Below are 17,943 nucleotides of genomic sequence, written 5' to 3'. Positions count from 1 at the left end.
AATCTGGATAAGTAGTTGAGCAGATAATTGCATAGGAAAAATCAGTTAGAGCAAGGCATAAATTGTAATAACTAGTGGGTCTAATTTTTTCAATTTATAACGCAGCTATAATCGATTTTAACAAGCAAGAATGATCAAATATTTATGTAGATTGATATTTAGGATAATACCAAAAAAAGCCCACACTGCGTATGACAATGTGGGCTTCAATTAGAGTTTATAGCAATCTTTGATTAATATTCGACGACTTTAATTTTATGGAACATGCGGTACAGCACAGGAACCACAATCAAGGTCAGTACGGTTGCGAAACCTAAACCAAACATAATGGTTACGGCCATTGGTTTGAAGAAGGTATCTGGCAATAGTGGGATCATACCTAGAATCGTAGTGATCGCCGCCATACAAACCGGACGAACACGACTCAATGCGGCATCAACTACTGCATGATACGGTTCTTTTCCTGAGTGTATTTCTATCTCAATTTGATCAAGTAGTACGATGCCGTTTTTCAACAGCATGCCACTTAAACTCAAGAAGCCAAGTAGTGCCATAAAGCCAAATGGGGTATTAAGCAAGAGTAGACCACTGGTTACGCCAATCAGTGCTAATGGCACGGTTAACCAAACAATCACCGACTCTTTCACACTATTAAACAAGAACACAGTCACCAAGAACATGAACAGGTAACCCATTGGCATAGTTTGGAATAATGACGCTTGAGCATCACGAGACGATTCATACTCACCGCCCCACTCCAAGCTGTAACCTGTAGGGAAATCAATCGCTTCAATTTGTGGTTGTAAACGTTTTTGTAATGTTGCTGCTGTTTCTTCACCAAGGATATCTGGATCTGCCATTACGGTTAACATACGTTTACGGTTTTTACGCACGATCAGTGGATCTTCCCAAATTACGTCATAACCCAATACTACTTGTTGTAGTGGAATGTATTGTGACAGCGCTGGGCTCCAAATTTTCATCCCTTCAATGGTGCTGATATCAACACGTTCATTTTCAGGTAAACGAGTAACGATAGGCATCAATGTTGTGCCATCACGATAAACACCAATCGCTTTGCCAGAGAACGCCATTTCAAGCAGTTCATTAACATCTGTTTTTGAAATACCGTAACGACGAGCCTGACTTTCGTTAAATTGAGGTTCAAGCACTTTAGTACGTTCACGCCAATCATGACGAACGTTTGTCGCGCCAGAATCGTTATGCATCACTTCAATCACTTGCGCAGCTAAACCACGAAGTATTGTAGGATCGGCACCTACAATTCTTGCTTCAACTTTCGCACCACCACCTGGGCCTAATTCAATTTGTTTCAATTTGTATTGGACTTGAGGATAGTTGGCTTCAATGTGCAGACGGAACTTCGCCATTAAATCCGGTAGAGCTTGATAATCATCAACTCTTGTCATAATTTCGCCATAAGCGGCGTAACTCTTCTCCGGTGCGTAAGTCAGCATGAATCTTTGCAAGCCTTTACCGGCTGTCGTCGTTACATGCTCAATATGTTTTTGCTCTAGTATCCATTCTTCTAACTCTTTTAATGTGTCGTTAGTTGAGCGAATATCCGTACCTTCAGGCATCCATACATCAACCATAAAGATTGGCGTGGTTGAAGATGGAAAGAAAGACTGTTTAACTTTCGTAAAGCCATACATGCTACCGCCAAGCGCAACAACCAAGATAAGCATGGTTGCTAACGAATAGCGCATACAAAACTCAAGGAAACGCTTGTAGATCACAAAGATCATCCCATTATATGGGTCTTTTTCTTCTAAGCTTTCCTCTTCATTTTGTACTGTTTCTTTAAAAAATAAAGAAGCAAAGAATGGTGTGAGAGAAATAGCAGTAAACCAGCTCAGCATCAGTGAGATAAGTAGAACGGTAAACAGAGTTCCACAGTACTCACCCGTTGCATCATCAGATAGACCTATTGGAGCGAACGCTGTTACCGCAATAACTGTCGCACCTAGCAGTGGCCATTTTGTCTGCGTTACAATGTCGGTTGCCGCTTGCATTCTCGTTCGGCCTTTTTGCATACCGATGAGAATCCCTTCGACCACCACAATGGCATTATCTACCAACATCCCTAAGGCAATAACTAAAGCGCCTAATGAAATACGTTGTAAGTCGATTGCAAAGTACTTCATGAAAACAAAAGTACCCGATACCGTTAGTAACAGGATAAGTCCAATCAATAAGCCTGAGCGAACCCCCATAAAGAACAATAGTACAATGATAACGATAGCAACGGCTTGCCCAAGACTGACCACAAAGCCACTTACTGATTTATCTACTTCTTTTGGTTGGCTATATATCTCTGAAATATCAATGCCGATTGGCTGCTGCTCTTTCAGCTCTAACATTCGCTGATCAACGAGTTTCCCGATCTCGACAACGTTAACGCCAGCACTGAATGAAACACCCATATTCAAGGCAAAATTACCATTAAAGTTAACCAAATTACTCGGTACTTCAACATAACCACGTTTTACTTCAGCAATATCTTTTAGATAAATAAGCCCCTGCGCGCCGCCTTCGGTAATAATTAAATCACCTAACTGTGATACATCTTCAAACTCGCCCGTTGGGTGTATTTGAATGTATTCAGAACCAATCTTGACTGCACCAGCACTAGATACTGTATTTTGATTTGAAAGTAAGCTGTACAGCGTCTGCGGTGAGATACCTAAGCTTGTCATGCGCTTTAAAGAGGCTTCAATAAAGACTTGCTCTTGTTGTACGCCAGATACAGAGACTTTACTTACACCATCAACAAGCTCTAGTTCACGACGTAAATAATCAACATAATCAAGCAACTCTTTATAGGAATACCCTTGACCTGTAACGGCTAAAAGCACCCCATAAACATCACCAAAATCATCAATAACAGATGGTTCTCCAACTCCCGGTGGCAATTGACGTTTTAAGTCATTCACTTTTCGGCGCAGTTCATCCCAAATTTGTGGAAGGTCATCAGGTCCATAATTGTTTTTCATGGTTACCGTTATTTGCGATAATCCACGACTTGAAAGCGAATTCACTTCATCAACATAAGTTAATTGTTGGATCGCCTTCTCTAAAGGATAAGTAACCTCTTCTTCCACTTGCTCAGGGGTTGCACCTGGGTAGTTGGTTACTACCATGGCATCTTTAATGGTAAAGGCTGGGTCTTCTAATCGCCCCAAACCAAAGAAAGCAGATGTACCACCAATCATAAAGATCAGAGTCAACATCCAGCTAATGACTTTATTTTGTATAAAGTAAGCCGCAATTCCTTTTTCTTGACTCATTATTTCTCCTCCGTATTGATGATATTCACTTCTAGACCATCACGTAAGCGTGAAACACCTGCGATAACAATACGATCTCCAGTTGATACACCATCGACAACTCGTAACCCAAACGAAGTTGCTTTCGTTGTTGTTACTTTTTGTTTCCTTACTTTATTATCAGAATCAATTATCCAAACGTATTTCTCTTTTTGGTCAATCTCATCACCGTCTTCATTAAATACAGCTTCAATCGGGATAATAAGTCCAAATTGGCTGCCTACATTTAACGAACTTTGTTCAGTGGTTACTTCTACTGCCATACCATCTAGAATAAATTGATCTTCTGGCATTGGCATCGTTAAGGTAACGAGATAAGCGCCCGACTCTGGATCTGGCTCTGTCGTATATTCTTTAACCTTTGCGTCGTAAGACACTCCACTATCAAGACGTACTGAGGCTTTGATTTGCTCAATAACCCCTTGGTTCGGTTGCTTTGAATATAATTTATCTGGCACTTGAACAATAATATCTACTTCATTTCGATTGTGTATATTCACTATCTGCTGACCAACTTGAATTGTCTCAAATTGTTCAACACTAACTCGTGAAATAATTCCATCAATTGGCGCTTTTAATTCAGTAAAGCTCAAACGAAGTTTCGCCAACTCTAAATCTGCCAATGCAATTTGACGCTGTGCAGCTAACTCATCAAATTGTGACTTTGCAAGTAACCCTTTATCAACTAACGGTTTTGAACGTCTGTATTGACTGTTCGCTACGGTATAACGTGCTCGGGCATTATCAACATCAATGTTGTAATCCGTTTTATCTAACACCGCAAGAACTTGACCTTTTTTAACGGTTTCACCAGCACGAACGTTCAACTCTTTAACTTCACCCGAAAGACGAAAACTTAAATGAGAACGATCGGCCGCTGTCGCCACAGCAGGAAGATAGAGACTGTCACTAACTAAGCCTGAATTAATATCTTTAACAATAACATTAGGGACCTCTATTTCTGTATCCATAGGCGCAGGGCTACAAGCAGTCAGCAATATCGCAGTTGAAAGTAAGGATAATTTCATTAATTTCTGCATAATTATAGCCCTCTCTCCTTAACCCATTTACGCACTTTCATTCCTTCTTCTAATCCAGAAATGCCTGAAGAAACAATTTGCTCAGAATCATTAAGTCCCGAAATTACTTGTCGTTTTTCATTCAACTCTATCGCAACTTTCTCAACGATACCTTGCTCAGAAACACGCCATACATAAGTAGTCTCGCCATCTTGTTCAATCGCTGAAAGCGGAAGTTTCTCACTGCCACCTTTTGGTATTGTCACTTTCACTTGGCCTGACATTCCCGGCAATATGCCTAAGTCTTTAGGTCTTGGCATGCTCATTTTTACGGTATAACTTGAGGTTTTGCTGTCTGCTTCTGTATCAATTTCTTCAAATTCTAAAGGAAAGCTAACAGTAGGGAACGAATCGAAGGTAACTGAAGCAGAAACCTCAGCAAAACTAAAACGCTGTAATAGATAGTCAGGAAGCTGAAAAGCAACATACAAAATATCATTGGTTTGAATATGCATGATAGATTGCTTTGCTGTTACGTATTCAAAGTTTTCAGAAGGTAGTAATGAAATCGTACCATCATAAGGCGCGATTAATTGGGTATAACTCAAGTTGGCACTAGTTTGATCTAATGTAGCTTTGGCTGTTTTTCGATTAGCTACTGCGCTGTCGTAATCTTGTTCTGAAACGACTTTATCTTTACGTAGCTTTTTAATTCGTTGATATTGTACGTCAATCAATCGATATTGTGCTTGCGCTTGTTTTTGGATCAAACGGTACTCATCAGGATTTATTGTTGCCAACAGCTGCCCTTTTGTCACCAATTGCCCCGCATGGACATCTAAACTGTTAAGCTGTCCCGGAACTCGAAAGGCAAGGACTGCTTTATCTCCAGCCTCTGCTTGAGCTGGAAATAAGCGAGAAGTTTCATGATCGCCAACGCTGACGGTCATTATCTTAGCGGGACGCGATTCAGGCTCTGCAATCACAGGCGCTTGCTTGTCACACCCCATGAGAAGAGTTGAACTTAACAGCGTCGCTACCATCGTTTTTTTGAACATAAACCGTTCCTTGTAATGGTAATAATCAACCAAACTATCGCTATGTTCTCAATAGATTTGATTATATAAACAATTGTATATAAAGAATTATTACTTATATTCCTATCGTCATCCAGTCAATAAGAATAATAAGTTATAAAAACATTCTTATTTATTCTTTTTTATGATTTTTCCCTTTTTCATACTCTGTACGAAATTCAGGTGTAATTTGATCGCAAAGACCAAAATATGGTGCTTCACTGAGCCCTAAAATATAGGCATTTTGAGAGCAATAGATCACAGCACCCGAAGAATGTCCTTGGCTATAAGCATTATAGAACTCTCCCGTAATCGTATCTTCTGAGTTTACCTCCTCTAATACTTCTCTCTCTTGGACTAAAAAGCCATTTTTCGCTCTCTGCTCACCATACTCATACCAATCATCGGCATTTTTTTCTTTTACTTCAGATTGCGAAGCTGTACAACCAACTAATAACAACATCATTACGGCAACAATCTTATGCTTCATACCCTCTCCAAGAACAATCTAAATCACACAATATCAACAACATATTAACTCAGTTTAGACTTAAATAGTTAACATTAAAAATACAAGTATAAAAAAAGCACTCAATTTATGAGTGCTTTCTTAAATTATAGAAAAACCTAAAACTCGATTATTCCATTTCAGCTATTTTTACTTTCCAAGTATCAGGACCAATTTGATGAGCATTAGCACCTGTTGAATCAACAGCTACCGTGACTGGCATGTCTTCAACATCAAATTCATAAATTGCTTCCATTCCTAATTCTTCAAAGGCAACAACACGCGCTTTTTTAATCGCTTTAGCAACTAAATAAGCAGCACCACCAACCGCCATTAAATACACGGCTTTCTTCTCTTTAATAGAAGCTACGGTTGCTGGACCACGCTCTGCTTTACCAATCATGCCCATTAAGCCAGTATCAAGCATCATATCGGTGAATTTATCCATTCGCGTTGAGGTTGTAGGCCCCGCAGGACCAACGGCTTCATCACGTACTGCATCAACTGGACCAACGTAGTAAATAAATTTACCATTAAAGTCAACACCCTCAGGCAAGCCTTCACCACTTTCAATCATACCTTGAAGGCGCTTATGTGCGGCATCACGACCAGTTAAAATTTTTCCTGTTAGTAGAACCGTTTCACCAGTTCGCCACTCTTGTACTTCTTCTTTTGTAATCGTATCTAGATTCACACGACGAGTGTTTGCACCAGCTTCCCAAGTAATATCTGGCCATTCTTCTAGTTTTGGTGGTTGTAAGTCTGCAGGACCTGAACCATCAAGAGTAAAATGAACGTGACGAGTCGCTGCACAGTTCGGGATCATACATACAGGTTTAGAAGCTGCGTGAGTCGGTGCTGATTTAATTTTCACATCAACAACCGTAGTTAAACCACCAAGGCCTTGTGCGCCAATACCCAGTTTATTTACTCGATTAAAGATATCAAGACGAAGCTCTTCTTCTGCATTCTCTGGACCACGATCAATTAATTCTTGAATATCGATGTGTCCCATTAACGATTCTTTTGCTAATACTGCCGCTTTTTCTGCTGTACCACCGATACCTATTCCTAGCATACCAGGCGGACACCAACCAGCGCCCATTAACGGTAAGGTTTTTTCTACCCACTCAGCAATATCATCTGATGGATTTAACATCACCATTTTCGTTTTATTTTCAGAACCGCCGCCTTTTGCTGCGATTTGAATTTCCACTTTATCGCCAGGTACCATATTAATGTGCACAACCGACGGTGTATTGTCTTTGGTGTTAATACGTTTGCCTGCAGGATCAGATAAGATCGACGCTCGAAGCGGATTATCCGGATTAAGATACGCTTGTCGTGTACCTTCATCGATCATTTGCTGGACGGTCATATCGCCTTCCCAGCGAACGTTCATACCTATATTAACAAAACAGGTTACGATCCCCGTATCTTGACAAATAGGACGACGCCCTTCTGCCGACATACGTGAATTTATCAAAATTTGAGCGATTGCGTCTTTCGCAGCTTGGCTTTGTTCTCTGTGATATGCTTTTTCTAACGCTTGAACAAAATCAAGTGGATGATAGTAAGAAATATATTGCAATGCATCAGCAACTGAGCTGATCACATCTTCATTACGGATGATAGTTTCTTTACCAACAGTCATCATTAGACCCTCTTATATATATGCTTCCATGGCGTGTAAAGTATGTATGTTTTTATATGATGACGTGAGCATTCGCCATCTATTATTTTCTTTTAGAACTTGCAGTATGATACTCTTGCTCTCCATTCAAGGCTATCGTTGCTCATCACATTCTGGTTATAAAACTCAAAATGAACAATCAATTAGATGCAAACTTACTCATCACCCAACTTGATTATCACTCTTCTTCTGTGGTTGATTTTTTTTCAGCTATTGAAAGCCAACCTTGGGCGATGTTATTGCACTCGTCAGCAAAAGATCATGTCGATAATCGCTATGATATTTTAGTTGCTGACCCTATCGCAACATTACAGACGCATCATAACGTCACCAGAATTAACGTTGTGGGTAAACAACCTGTAACCAGTGAAGCCTGCCCTTTTAAGCTACTTGCTCATTATCAAGAACGCTTAACGCCTCATTGCCACTCTATAGAAGGCTTCCCTTTTATTGGTGGGGCATTAGGTTACTTCAGTTATGACTTGGGCCGCCGAGTAGAATCTATTCCTAATATAGCAGAGCAAGATATTCCAACCGCTGATATGGCCGTTGGGATCTATGACTGGACTCTAATTGCTGATCATAAAGCGTCGACACTCACTTTAATACAACCACAAGGGAGTAATCGTCTTGCTTGGTTACAGCAATTTTTCGCTATAAAAGAAGATAAAACAGAGTTTAGTTTGTCCTCTGAGTGGCAATCAAATATGACAGAGGACGAATACGCGACTAAATTCACTGTGATTCAAGATTATCTAAAATCAGGAGATTGCTACCAAATTAACCTTGCACAACGTTTTCATGCTCAATACCAAGGTTCTGAATGGCAAGCGTATCAAAAATTAGCGACTCAAAATGGCGCTCCCTTCTCTGCTTTTATTAGAACACCTGAGGTCGCCATATTGTCAGTATCACCAGAGCGTTTTTTACAAGTTAGAGAGCGTAAAATAGAAACAAAGCCCATTAAAGGGACTCGTCCTCGCTCAAATGATCCTGAATTAGATGCTAAAGAAGCAGAGATACTTCGTCATAGCGCTAAAGATCGTTCTGAAAACTTAATGATTGTGGATTTACTGCGCAATGACATTGGACGAGTATCCAAGCCTGGATCGGTAAAAGTTCCTAAATTATTTGATATTGAAAGCTTTCCTGCTGTTCATCATTTAGTAAGTACAATTACCGGCGAATTAGATGACAACTATACTATTAGTGATTTATTGAGTGCTTCTTTTCCCGGAGGATCAATCACTGGGGCTCCAAAAATTAGGGCTATGGCGATTATTGAAGAGTTAGAACCACATCGTCGTAACTTATATTGTGGCAGTATTGGTTATATAAGCCGTTGCGGCACAATGGATACCAGCATCACCATACGAACCTTAATTGCGTATGAAGAGACTTTATATGCTTCTGCTGGTGGTGGCATTGTTGCTGACAGTCAAGTTGAACTAGAATATCAAGAGACTTTGCATAAATTGAGCAAAATTCTGCCTATATTGTAATTTTAAATTTAAGGATCCGGCGTATGGATACACATTTACTTTCTCATTTGTTGTTAAATAAGCCGAATTCTTACAGCGAGGAATTACTCGCTCATCCTCGCTTTAAAAATGACAATTTTAAACCTGCTGCGGTCCTTGTTCCTCTCGTTCAAAGACCCTCTGGTTTGCACCTAATTTTAACTCAACGAGCGTCACATTTACGTCACCATCCAGGGCAAATTAGTTTCCCTGGAGGCAAGGTTGAACCCTCTGATTTATCCCTAATTCATACCGCTATTCGTGAAACAAATGAAGAGATAGGCATTCAAGCCTCGCAGATCAAACCATTAGTAAAACTTAACACTATACCAACAATATCCGGTTACAAAGTGACCCCTATCATTGCTATCATTGATGAAAATTATACCACCGCAATCGATTACGGTGAGGTTAGTAGCACATTTGAAGCACCACTCATCCATCTACTTAACCCAATAAATACGACGAAGCACAAAGTTTTTAACAAAAAACATACGTACGAACTAATTTTTATCCCATTTGAGAAAAAACTCATTTGGGGTATCACAGCCGAAATCATTCACTCTATGAATTACATTTCAACTTAGAAAAATTAGCATTATTGATAAGTTTTACTAATATCAAATTTACATCTATTGTGATCATTATCAATTATTTTCCGATCTCCGTTCATCTTTTTTCATTATCCGATCTGGGTCAAAGTTTTTCTCGCCAAAATAACGACAATAGCGCCGTTCCCAAAATTCCTGTTCTAAAAATTAAGAGAAAAATTATGCAAACAACTAATACTGCATCTACAAGTGCAAAAAAAGCAAAGTGGACTTATAAAGATTTCACTTGGTGTCTTTCCCTATTCGGTACCGCTGTTGGTGCTGGTGTTTTATTCCTTCCAATCAAAGCTGGCGCTGGTGGTTTTTGGCCTCTAGTTATCCTTGCATTAATCGCTGCACCAATGACTTGGTTTGCACACAAAAGTTTAGCTCGTTTCGTTCTTTCTGCTAAGAACCCAGATGCAGATATTACTGATACAGTAGAAGAGCATTTTGGTAAGACAGGCGCGAACCTAATCACTTTTGCCTACTTTTTCGCGATTTACCCAATTGTACTTATTTACGGTGTTGGTATTACAAACACAGTAGACTCTTTCATGGTTAATCAGCTAGGTATGGAATCAATTCCACGCTGGTTGCTTTCAGGTGTTCTTATCACTCTGATGACATGTGGTGTTGTATTTGGTAAAGAACTAATGCTGAAAGCAACATCAGCAATGGTTTACCCTCTTGTATTCATCCTAATGGCATTATCTATTTACTTAATTCCTGGTTGGAACACATCTATGATGTCTGTTTCTCCTGATTGGGGTTCAATGCCTTCTGTTGTTTGGTTAGCAATTCCAATTATTGTGTTCTCTTTCAACCACAGCCCAGTAATTAGCCAGTTTGCTAAAGAACAACGCCGCGTTTACGGTGAAGATGCAGTTGGTAAAACTGACATGATCACTGGTGGTGCAGCTATGATGCTAATGAGCTTTGTAATGTTCTTCGTTTTCTCTGTAGTTCTTTCTTTATCTCCAGAGCAACTAGCACAAGCGCAAGCACAAAACATCTCTGTTCTTTCTTACCTAGCTAACGTTCATGAATCTCCAATGATTTCTATCATGGGCCCAATCGTTGCTTTCGCTGCGATTACTTCAAGCTACTTCGGTCACTTCCTTGGTGCTCATGAAGGTCTTGTTGGTCTAGCTAAGTCTCGTTCAAATGCTCCAGTTGCTAAGCTTGAGAAATTCTCACTTATCTTCATCGTTATTACTACGTGGATCGTTTCTATCATCAACCCAAGCATCCTTGGAATGATTGAAACAATGGGCGCACCGATGATTGCAGCTATCCTATTCCTGCTACCTATCTTTGCTATGCGTAAAGTACCTGCTATGGCTAAGTACAAAACTTCAGCACCTGTGCAAATCTTTACAGCATTATGTGGTGTTGCGGCGATTACTTCTGTAATCTACGGCGCTCTTTAATAACTAGTTTATAAATCCTTATAAGCATTAGTTACACGAAGTTAATAATAATGATAATAAAGCCCCCTTTTTTGGGGGCTTATTCGAGGTAATAACATGATTAGTGTTTTTGATATCTACAAAATCGGAGTTGGTCCTTCTAGCTCCCACACCGTTGGTCCAATGAAAGCAGGTAAAGAGTTTATCGACGATTTACGTGGCATGGGCAAACTGCGTGATATCACTAAAATCACTGTTGATGTTTACGGTTCATTATCACTGACAGGGAAAGGTCACCATACTGATATCGCTATCATTATGGGTCTGGCAGGTAACACGCCAGAACACGTAGATATTGACTCTATTCCGGGCTTCATCGCTCGTGTTGAAGAAACAGAGCGCTTACCTGTGGGCATGCATTGCCATACGGTTGAATTTCCAAAAGACGGTGGAATGAATTTCCACACATCTAACCTTTCACTTCACGAAAATGGTATGCAAATACATGCGTGGGTTGATGGCGACGTTGTTTACTCTAAAACATACTACTCTATCGGTGGTGGTTTTATTGTTGATGAAGAACACTTCGGTAAAGAAGTAGAATCATCAATTCAAGTACCTTACGCATTTAATACTGCAGAGGAACTTGTTGATTTATGTAAAGAAAACGGCTTATCTATTAGTACATTAGTGATGAAAAACGAACACGCGATTCTTGCAGAAGATGAAGTTCGTACTTATTTCGCTAAGATCTGGAAAACCATGCGTGATTGCATGGAGAAAGGCATGAACACTGAAGGTATTCTTCCTGGGCCTCTACGTGTACCTCGTCGTGCTGCGGCACTTCGTCAACAACTACTGACTTCTGAAAAAACGTCTAAAGATCCAATGGAAGTCGTTGATTGGGTAAACATGTATGCATTTGCTGTAAACGAAGAAAACGCAGCTGGCGGTCGTGTTGTTACTGCTCCAACAAATGGCGCATGTGGCATCATCCCTGCTGTTTTAGCTTACTACGATAAGTTTATTCAAACAGTAACTGAGAAAGATTACATCCGTTACTTCGCAGCTTCAGGCGCTATCGGTGGTCTTTATAAGCAAAATGCTTCAATCTCTGGTGCTGAAGTAGGCTGCCAAGGTGAAGTGGGTGTTGCCTGTTCTATGGCTGCTGCTGGTCTTGCTGAATTGATGGGTGGAAGCCCTGAGCAAGTCTGTATGGCTGCTGAAATTGGAATGGAGCATAACCTTGGCTTAACGTGTGATCCTGTTGCAGGCCAAGTACAAGTACCTTGTATTGAACGTAACGGTATTGCTGCAGTTAAAGCAATCAACGCTACTCGTATGGCGCTTCGTCGTTCATCAGCTCCTCGTGTTTCTCTTGATAAAGTTATCGAGACAATGCTTGAGACTGGTAAAGACATGAACGCTAAATACCGTGAAACTTCTCAAGGTGGTTTAGCAATTAAAGTTATCTGCTAAAAGCACATACTTTAACTGTAGTTACTTGATAATGAGGGCGTATATCGCCCTCTTTTTATTTCTCCATTTCCCCGCTACATCTCCTATACTAAATATATGCAATAAATTGGTGAATAAAGCACCTTTACTATTAACAAATGAATCAGTTACTGCAATAATGCCGTTATGCAAATAATTAGTACATTTCAATTATGAATAAGAAAAAACATACTCTTTCCCCAAGAGCACAGAAATTACGAGCTGAATGGACAGGAATGGACAGCGAGCATCGCTTTATTTCTCATTCATTTAATTGCGTCAAAATCCATATACATACTCCTGATGATGGTATGTACAACCGCTCTGTTGGCTGCCTAAAAGAAGGCCGAGAAAAAGCCTTAAAAGAAGCGATTAAACAACGAAATAAAGTTGGTAAAGAGCTATGGGGCAATTGTTGGAGCATGGTGCTTAACTACCCTAGTCTATTTGAACGCCTGCCACACAGCCTTGAGCCTGATATCATCACGAAAAAACGCACCCTACACTCTGGCGAAGTTCGTACCACTGATTATTATATTGTTCGCTGGAAAGAGATCGTTGATGGCGAATATAAACCAAAGAGTCGTTTATTCTCTCATGGTAATGGTAATGATAAATTAAGTGCTTACAGTAAAGCCAAAAAAGTCATGCTAGAAGTAAACAAAGATTTTTTACCTATTTTAAAAAAGATGGGCCGCTTTAATATCGTTAAAGTTCTCTAATTTAAATCTTCATATAAAAATGGCGGATAATTATCCGCCATTTTTTTATTAATTCATCCAATAATATAAAGTAACTACATTACATCCCACCAGCCGTAGATTGCATTCCACTAACATAATCTTGGCGGAAGAAGGGGTCTGATTTGTCACAGATACCATTATACTGTTTACCAACAACACCTAGCATGTAAGCACTTTGCTCACAGTACTCTTCCTGACCTTTATTATAACCTGCTGTATATGCTTGATAGTTTGCCTCGCTGACAGTTTTTCCATCTGCTAATTTAGTCAATTTTGATTCGGACTGAACAATCCAACCTTTCATTGCTCTTTCATAGCCAAAGGCTTGCCAATCACTATCTACGTTTGATGTTGGTGGAGGTGTACTTGAACATGCTGCAAGTAATAAAGCAGCGATACTAATTATTAAAAATTTCATTTTGCTGACCCTCTACAAAGAACACATTATCTTTTACGTTAATTGTAGAGGATTAGATCATAATTTCTATTAAATTTGGCTTATTAATAACAACAGACCAAACAGTAATGTTAAGCCTAATGCAAATTTTCCGCCTTCGGCCTGATAAGTATGAGGCATTAAGTTATCTTCTTCTTTTACTTTCTTTCTTAAAGCAATAACCATCGCTAATGGAATAAAAATAGCGAGGAATACTAAGATCACCCCTGCATAACCCAATACTGACAAGAACTGATCAGCAGCAAGACTGGCACCTAGCAGTGGAAGAATAAAAGTACACACATACGTCACAACTTTATTGTGTGAAATCATATCTTTATTTTGATTATAAAGTGCCATTGCCACACCTAGGAATGATGTTAATAAGGCTAATGATGTAAAAACAGAAAGAATGATTTCAATGTATTCGTTCTTAGCGCTAAAGGTTTGGATTAAATCTGAAATATTAGAAAAATGCGTAATATCATCCGCATTTAGGTTACCGACAACAGCATACAACCAAACGAGATAACAGATAAGAGGAATGATTGATCCTAAAATAACCATATTTCTAAGCTGTTTACTTGTCGCTTCTTTGTTATACGCAACAAGCGATGGGATAACTGGCATAGAGGCAAAACTAGTAAATAAAATAGTGCTGGTATTAAGCAGCATTCCTTTATCTGTATTCGTTACTTGCGTTAAGTTATCTACTGAAATACCAGGGACTAGTATCACTAATGTAATCGCAAGCATTGAAACCATGAACAAAAACAAAACACGATTTAACTTATCGATTATTTGAGTACCACACACCACAAATACACTAGCGACAAGAGTAAAACCAATTTGAGCCGTTTCAATACTCATCTCAATAGTAAACATTGAGAAGATACGCTTAATTAAGTCAGCAGCTCCTAAAATATAGGCAATTAACATACAAAATAGCAGCAAATAAAACAAAATATTGGTGACCACTTGGCCACCCTTACCTAAAGTTCTATTCGCAACGGTATTAATACCAAAAGCTAATTCTGTTTTAGAACATGCTTCTGTCAATAGCAAAGCTGAATATGTTGTGCCTGCACAAATAGCAAGCATCAGTAACGTGCTGTAAAACAGACCAAATTGCGCTAATACCATTGGAATCGCTAACATTCCAGCGCCAAGTGCCGTGCCAGATAAAATCAATGCACTGCCAAATAATTTAAAATTCATTATTTATTCTTAATTTTAGAGATTAGAGGCTCATAAAGAGCGGAAAAGAGGTGCTCTACTCATAAAAAAGTAGAGCACAATACAACTAGAGAACGTGATAACTAGATAACTTGTGAGATCAGTAAGAAACAACCGAAAATGAACGAGAAAATTAGCATTGCCACTCCCCCTTCAGCTAAGTAATTTTCTGTTTGGCCATCTGTTTGACGAAGCTTAATAACCATTGCGAGTGGAATAAATACCGCAAGGAAAACCAGAATAATACCGGCATAACTTAATACCGCTAAAAATTGATCTGCTGCAAAAATAGCACCAGCAAGAGGTAGGATAAAGCTGATCACATAAGTAACCACTTTGTTTTGTTTAAATGTATCTTCATTTTGCGTAAACAGTGCCATTGCCACTCCTAAGAAAGAAGTCAGTAATGCAAGTCCTGTAAAGCTCGATAGTACAAGATTGATAAATGAATGTTCAGCACTAAATACTGAAATTAGCTCAGACACATTAGAGAAATGGGTGATTTGCTCAGGGGTTAAGTTACCAACCACCGCATATAGCCATACTAGGTAACAAACTAAAGGAATAGAAGAGCCAACAATAACCATGTTTCTCAACTGCTTAGGTGTTGCCTCATGGTTGTAAGAAACTAATGACGGAATAACAACCATAAAACCAAAGCTAGTAAAAATAATCGCACTGGTTTGTATCAATTCTGATGGATTTGAATTAGACACTTGAGTCATGTTATCTAATGAAATACCTGGAACCAAAAAGACAAGAGTCAGCAATAACATGAATAGCATGATGGCAAATAAAGCGCGATTAATCTTATCTATTACTGCGGTTCCCGAGGCAACGATCACCCCTGCAATTAATGTAAATGCTATTTGGCTTTGCACCAAGCTTAAATCTAATCCAATATTACGGAGTAACTTATTAAGTAGATCGCCAGCGCCTAAGATATAGGCCATCAGCAGACAAATAAGTAACGCATACAGTAAGCCATTGGTAACTAACTGTCCTCCCTTACCTAAACTTTTACGAGCGATGGTGTTCATACCCAAACCACCACCCACATTAATACTTGCTTCTAGCAACAATAAAGCGGCATAAGTTGTTCCAATAAAGATAAACAACATTAACGCAGTCCCCCACAGCAGGCCAAATTGAGCCAAAACCATAGGAATTGCAAGCATACCAGCACCCAGTGCAGTACCTGAAATAATAAGAGAGCTGCCGATTAATTTTAAATTCATAATTGTTCCTTCGTTTTTATTCGAGTTTGAGCTTTAGTTCTAGTTTATTTTTAGCTTTTCAAATTCAACGCGCACAAAAGTACACCACAAATGAGAGTAAGCGGTTGAAATTAGGTCTGATTAATTACGAATAAAAACGGAGAAATCGAAAATACGAGAGGAAGCGAAACGCAAGAAACTGAGCAGAAAGGAAGCGTGGAGAAGTCAATGCTGTCGATGCAGAGCAGATAGCGTGTGGTGAACCTTCTGTAGGCTCTAATAATGGGCCTGATGTTAGTTGGAAAATCATGTGTACATCCTAATTAGTCACATTCCATTTTATACAAGGACAGTAAATCCTTTACTGACCGAACTACCAATATAGCAGCCCGATCCATTCTATATAATGAGGCTTTCAATGCAAGCCCTTAAAGTACAAGTTTTTCCTATGTTTCTTTCTCAACTAGATTATTTATCCATTTCTTACTTTTTAAACGATAAGCACAAACAATCACCATAACCACCACCTTATTTATACAAACTGAATTTCTTTGTTATTGCTTTAATAGTTTCCGTATTTCCAAATAAACAAATACCAAGATATTCAAAATCTTCATCTTTCGTTTCACTGGTTATTTGCTGTTGAACCGTTGAACCACCTTCAACCATTGTATGGGTAAAATCAGTAAACGTAATACCAAGCTCTATCGCTTGCTCACGTACTTTTCTTATTTTATTTGAGTTATCAGCCTTTAAAGCAATAAATGGATAATGAGAAACATTAGGATGAAGAGCTTTATCGCGATCATGATAGTCAACATATGTCGCATCTTGTTCTTCAAGCAAATCAGACAAGCCAACACTAATATGGCCTAGTACATTAAGCGTACGCCCTAGATCCATTTTTTTATTTAAGATTGCAACAAAACGCTTTTGATTTTCGTCGGGTAATGATGTCATTAACATATGCCTCTACCTTACTGTGTATGTTTTATTATCTTAATACACAACAAAGTAAATTTTATGCCTACATCTACGTCATAAAATAAAGATACGCAATAAACCACCACCAAGAGTAACTAAAGTGAAGATATATTACGTAGATGAAGATTAATGAGAAATATAGCGTTATTTTAAATACTTAACGTGTGCTTCCATCTCTTCGCCAATCTCTTTACGCATATTCATCAATCGGATGGCTGATTCGCGTAAATGAATATCTTCTTTGGTTTGAGGGATCCACTCAGGTACTTCTGTTGGTTTACCATGTTCATCAACGGCAACCATAATGACAATACAGTGAGTCGTTAATCTATTTTCTAATTCTTTTGGATCACTGGCTTGCACATCAATAGCAATGTGCATTGATGATTTTCCGGTATAAATAACTTTACCCGTCACCTCAACAAGGTTACCCACATGAATAGGCTGAACAAAACGAATACCACCAGCATAAGCGGTAATACAATATTTACCACTCCACCCAGCAGAACACGCATAGGCAGCTAAATCGACCCATTTCATTACAGCACCACCGTGAACTTTACCACCAAAGTTCACATCTCCTGGTTCTGCAAGAAAACGTAATGTCACTTCGCGCTTATTCTTTCCCATTCTTACTTCCTTTTAATCTGTATTATCATTTT

General features: G+C 39.1%; 16 protein-coding genes. 5 read left to right on the top strand and 11 right to left on the bottom strand.

Annotation, left to right across the window (positions count from 1 at the left end):
- Nucleotides 1–233 precede the first annotated feature (233 nt).
- From AC2INI_RS06150 to AC2INI_RS06130, 5 genes are all read right to left on the bottom strand, one after another.
- Complete coding sequence (locus AC2INI_RS06150; RefSeq protein ID WP_122034997.1) at nucleotides 234–3,311, bottom strand: efflux RND transporter permease subunit; 3,078 nt, start codon at nucleotides 3,309–3,311, stop codon at nucleotides 234–236.
- Entirely contained in the window at nucleotides 3,311–4,390 is a 1,080-nt protein-coding gene (locus tag AC2INI_RS06145; protein ID WP_122034999.1) for an efflux RND transporter periplasmic adaptor subunit, read from the bottom strand. The genes AC2INI_RS06150 and AC2INI_RS06145 overlap by 1 nt, the downstream gene beginning before the upstream one ends.
- A gap of 2 nt (nucleotides 4,391–4,392) precedes the next feature.
- Nucleotides 4,393–5,427 carry an efflux RND transporter periplasmic adaptor subunit gene (locus AC2INI_RS06140; RefSeq protein ID WP_122035002.1) on the bottom strand — a complete coding sequence of 345 codons (1,035 nt, stop codon included), beginning with the start codon at nucleotides 5,425–5,427 and terminating at the stop codon, nucleotides 4,393–4,395.
- A gap of 151 nt (nucleotides 5,428–5,578) precedes the next feature.
- Entirely contained in the window at nucleotides 5,579–5,935 is a 357-nt protein-coding gene (locus tag AC2INI_RS06135; protein WP_486305603.1) for a DUF2799 domain-containing protein, read from the bottom strand.
- Nucleotides 5,936–6,083: 148 nt separating this feature from the next.
- Nucleotides 6,084–7,610, bottom strand: a complete 1,527-nt coding sequence (locus AC2INI_RS06130) for a fumarate hydratase (protein WP_486305602.1) — start codon at nucleotides 7,608–7,610, stop codon at nucleotides 6,084–6,086.
- Between the two features lie 167 nt (nucleotides 7,611–7,777).
- Here AC2INI_RS06130 and pabB point away from each other — a divergent pair, with 167 nt between their 5' ends.
- The 5 genes from pabB to AC2INI_RS06105 all read left to right on the top strand — a co-directional run bounded on the left by pabB (nucleotide 7,778) and on the right by AC2INI_RS06105 (nucleotide 13,387).
- A complete protein-coding gene (gene pabB, locus AC2INI_RS06125) occupies nucleotides 7,778–9,148 on the top strand; it encodes an aminodeoxychorismate synthase component I (RefSeq protein WP_486305601.1) in 1,371 nt (456 codons plus the stop codon).
- A gap of 23 nt (nucleotides 9,149–9,171) precedes the next feature.
- Nucleotides 9,172–9,753, top strand: coding sequence for a CoA pyrophosphatase (locus AC2INI_RS06120; RefSeq protein ID WP_486305600.1), 582 nt, complete (start codon nucleotides 9,172–9,174; stop codon nucleotides 9,751–9,753).
- A gap of 185 nt (nucleotides 9,754–9,938) precedes the next feature.
- Nucleotides 9,939–11,189 (top strand): aromatic amino acid transport family protein, encoded by a 1,251-nt coding sequence (locus tag AC2INI_RS06115; RefSeq protein ID WP_122035014.1) that lies wholly within the window; start codon nucleotides 9,939–9,941, stop codon nucleotides 11,187–11,189.
- 96 nt (nucleotides 11,190–11,285) lie between these two features.
- A complete protein-coding gene (locus tag AC2INI_RS06110) occupies nucleotides 11,286–12,647 on the top strand; it encodes an L-serine ammonia-lyase (RefSeq protein WP_122035016.1) in 1,362 nt (453 codons plus the stop codon).
- Nucleotides 12,648–12,838: 191 nt separating this feature from the next.
- Nucleotides 12,839–13,387, top strand: a complete 549-nt coding sequence (locus AC2INI_RS06105; protein ID WP_122035018.1) for a hypothetical protein — start codon at nucleotides 12,839–12,841, stop codon at nucleotides 13,385–13,387.
- Nucleotides 13,388–13,466: 79 nt separating this feature from the next.
- Here AC2INI_RS06105 and AC2INI_RS06100 read toward each other — a convergent pair whose 3' ends face one another.
- From AC2INI_RS06100 to AC2INI_RS06075, 6 genes are all read right to left on the bottom strand, one after another.
- Nucleotides 13,467–13,826 carry a DUF2799 domain-containing protein gene (locus AC2INI_RS06100; protein ID WP_486305599.1) on the bottom strand — a complete coding sequence of 120 codons (360 nt, stop codon included), beginning with the start codon at nucleotides 13,824–13,826 and terminating at the stop codon, nucleotides 13,467–13,469.
- Between the two features lie 69 nt (nucleotides 13,827–13,895).
- The gene (locus tag AC2INI_RS06095; RefSeq protein WP_122035025.1) at nucleotides 13,896–15,062 is read right to left on the bottom strand and encodes an amino acid permease; all 1,167 of its coding nucleotides are present in this window, start codon (nucleotides 15,060–15,062) and stop codon (nucleotides 13,896–13,898) included.
- A 101-nt stretch (nucleotides 15,063–15,163) separates the two neighbouring features.
- Nucleotides 15,164–16,318, bottom strand: coding sequence for an amino acid permease (locus AC2INI_RS06090; RefSeq protein WP_486305598.1), 1,155 nt, complete (start codon nucleotides 16,316–16,318; stop codon nucleotides 15,164–15,166).
- Nucleotides 16,319–16,442: 124 nt separating this feature from the next.
- The gene (locus AC2INI_RS06085; protein ID WP_486305597.1) at nucleotides 16,443–16,607 is read right to left on the bottom strand and encodes a hypothetical protein; all 165 of its coding nucleotides are present in this window, start codon (nucleotides 16,605–16,607) and stop codon (nucleotides 16,443–16,445) included.
- Between the two features lie 218 nt (nucleotides 16,608–16,825).
- Complete coding sequence (locus tag AC2INI_RS06080; protein ID WP_486305701.1) at nucleotides 16,826–17,257, bottom strand: DUF2000 domain-containing protein; 432 nt, start codon at nucleotides 17,255–17,257, stop codon at nucleotides 16,826–16,828.
- A gap of 168 nt (nucleotides 17,258–17,425) precedes the next feature.
- Entirely contained in the window at nucleotides 17,426–17,911 is a 486-nt protein-coding gene (locus AC2INI_RS06075; RefSeq protein ID WP_065591754.1) for an acyl-CoA thioesterase, read from the bottom strand.
- Nucleotides 17,912–17,943 lie beyond the last annotated feature (32 nt).

It is taken from the genome of Aliivibrio friggae, from assembly GCF_057368515.1.
This window is presented reverse-complemented; position numbering and strand designations above follow the sequence as displayed.

Coding starts and splice junctions, on each gene's coding strand:
- AC2INI_RS06150 (WP_122034997.1), bottom strand. CDS start 3,311: ATGAGTCAAGAAAAAGGAATTGCGGCTTACTTTATACAAAATAAAGTC.
- AC2INI_RS06145 (WP_122034999.1), bottom strand. CDS start 4,390: ATGCAGAAATTAATGAAATTATCCTTACTTTCAACTGCGATATTGCTG.
- AC2INI_RS06140 (WP_122035002.1), bottom strand. CDS start 5,427: ATGTTCAAAAAAACGATGGTAGCGACGCTGTTAAGTTCAACTCTTCTC.
- AC2INI_RS06135 (WP_486305603.1), bottom strand. CDS start 5,935: ATGAAGCATAAGATTGTTGCCGTAATGATGTTGTTATTAGTTGGTTGT.
- AC2INI_RS06130 (WP_486305602.1), bottom strand. CDS start 7,610: ATGATGACTGTTGGTAAAGAAACTATCATCCGTAATGAAGATGTGATC.
- pabB (WP_486305601.1), top strand. CDS start 7,778: ATGAACAATCAATTAGATGCAAACTTACTCATCACCCAACTTGATTAT.
- AC2INI_RS06120 (WP_486305600.1), top strand. CDS start 9,172: ATGGATACACATTTACTTTCTCATTTGTTGTTAAATAAGCCGAATTCT.
- AC2INI_RS06115 (WP_122035014.1), top strand. CDS start 9,939: ATGCAAACAACTAATACTGCATCTACAAGTGCAAAAAAAGCAAAGTGG.
- AC2INI_RS06110 (WP_122035016.1), top strand. CDS start 11,286: ATGATTAGTGTTTTTGATATCTACAAAATCGGAGTTGGTCCTTCTAGC.
- AC2INI_RS06105 (WP_122035018.1), top strand. CDS start 12,839: ATGAATAAGAAAAAACATACTCTTTCCCCAAGAGCACAGAAATTACGA.
- AC2INI_RS06100 (WP_486305599.1), bottom strand. CDS start 13,826: ATGAAATTTTTAATAATTAGTATCGCTGCTTTATTACTTGCAGCATGT.
- AC2INI_RS06095 (WP_122035025.1), bottom strand. CDS start 15,062: ATGAATTTTAAATTATTTGGCAGTGCATTGATTTTATCTGGCACGGCA.
- AC2INI_RS06090 (WP_486305598.1), bottom strand. CDS start 16,318: ATGAATTTAAAATTAATCGGCAGCTCTCTTATTATTTCAGGTACTGCA.
- AC2INI_RS06085 (WP_486305597.1), bottom strand. CDS start 16,607: ATGATTTTCCAACTAACATCAGGCCCATTATTAGAGCCTACAGAAGGT.
- AC2INI_RS06080 (WP_486305701.1), bottom strand. CDS start 17,257: ATGACATCATTACCCGACGAAAATCAAAAGCGTTTTGTTGCAATCTTA.
- AC2INI_RS06075 (WP_065591754.1), bottom strand. CDS start 17,911: ATGGGAAAGAATAAGCGCGAAGTGACATTACGTTTTCTTGCAGAACCA.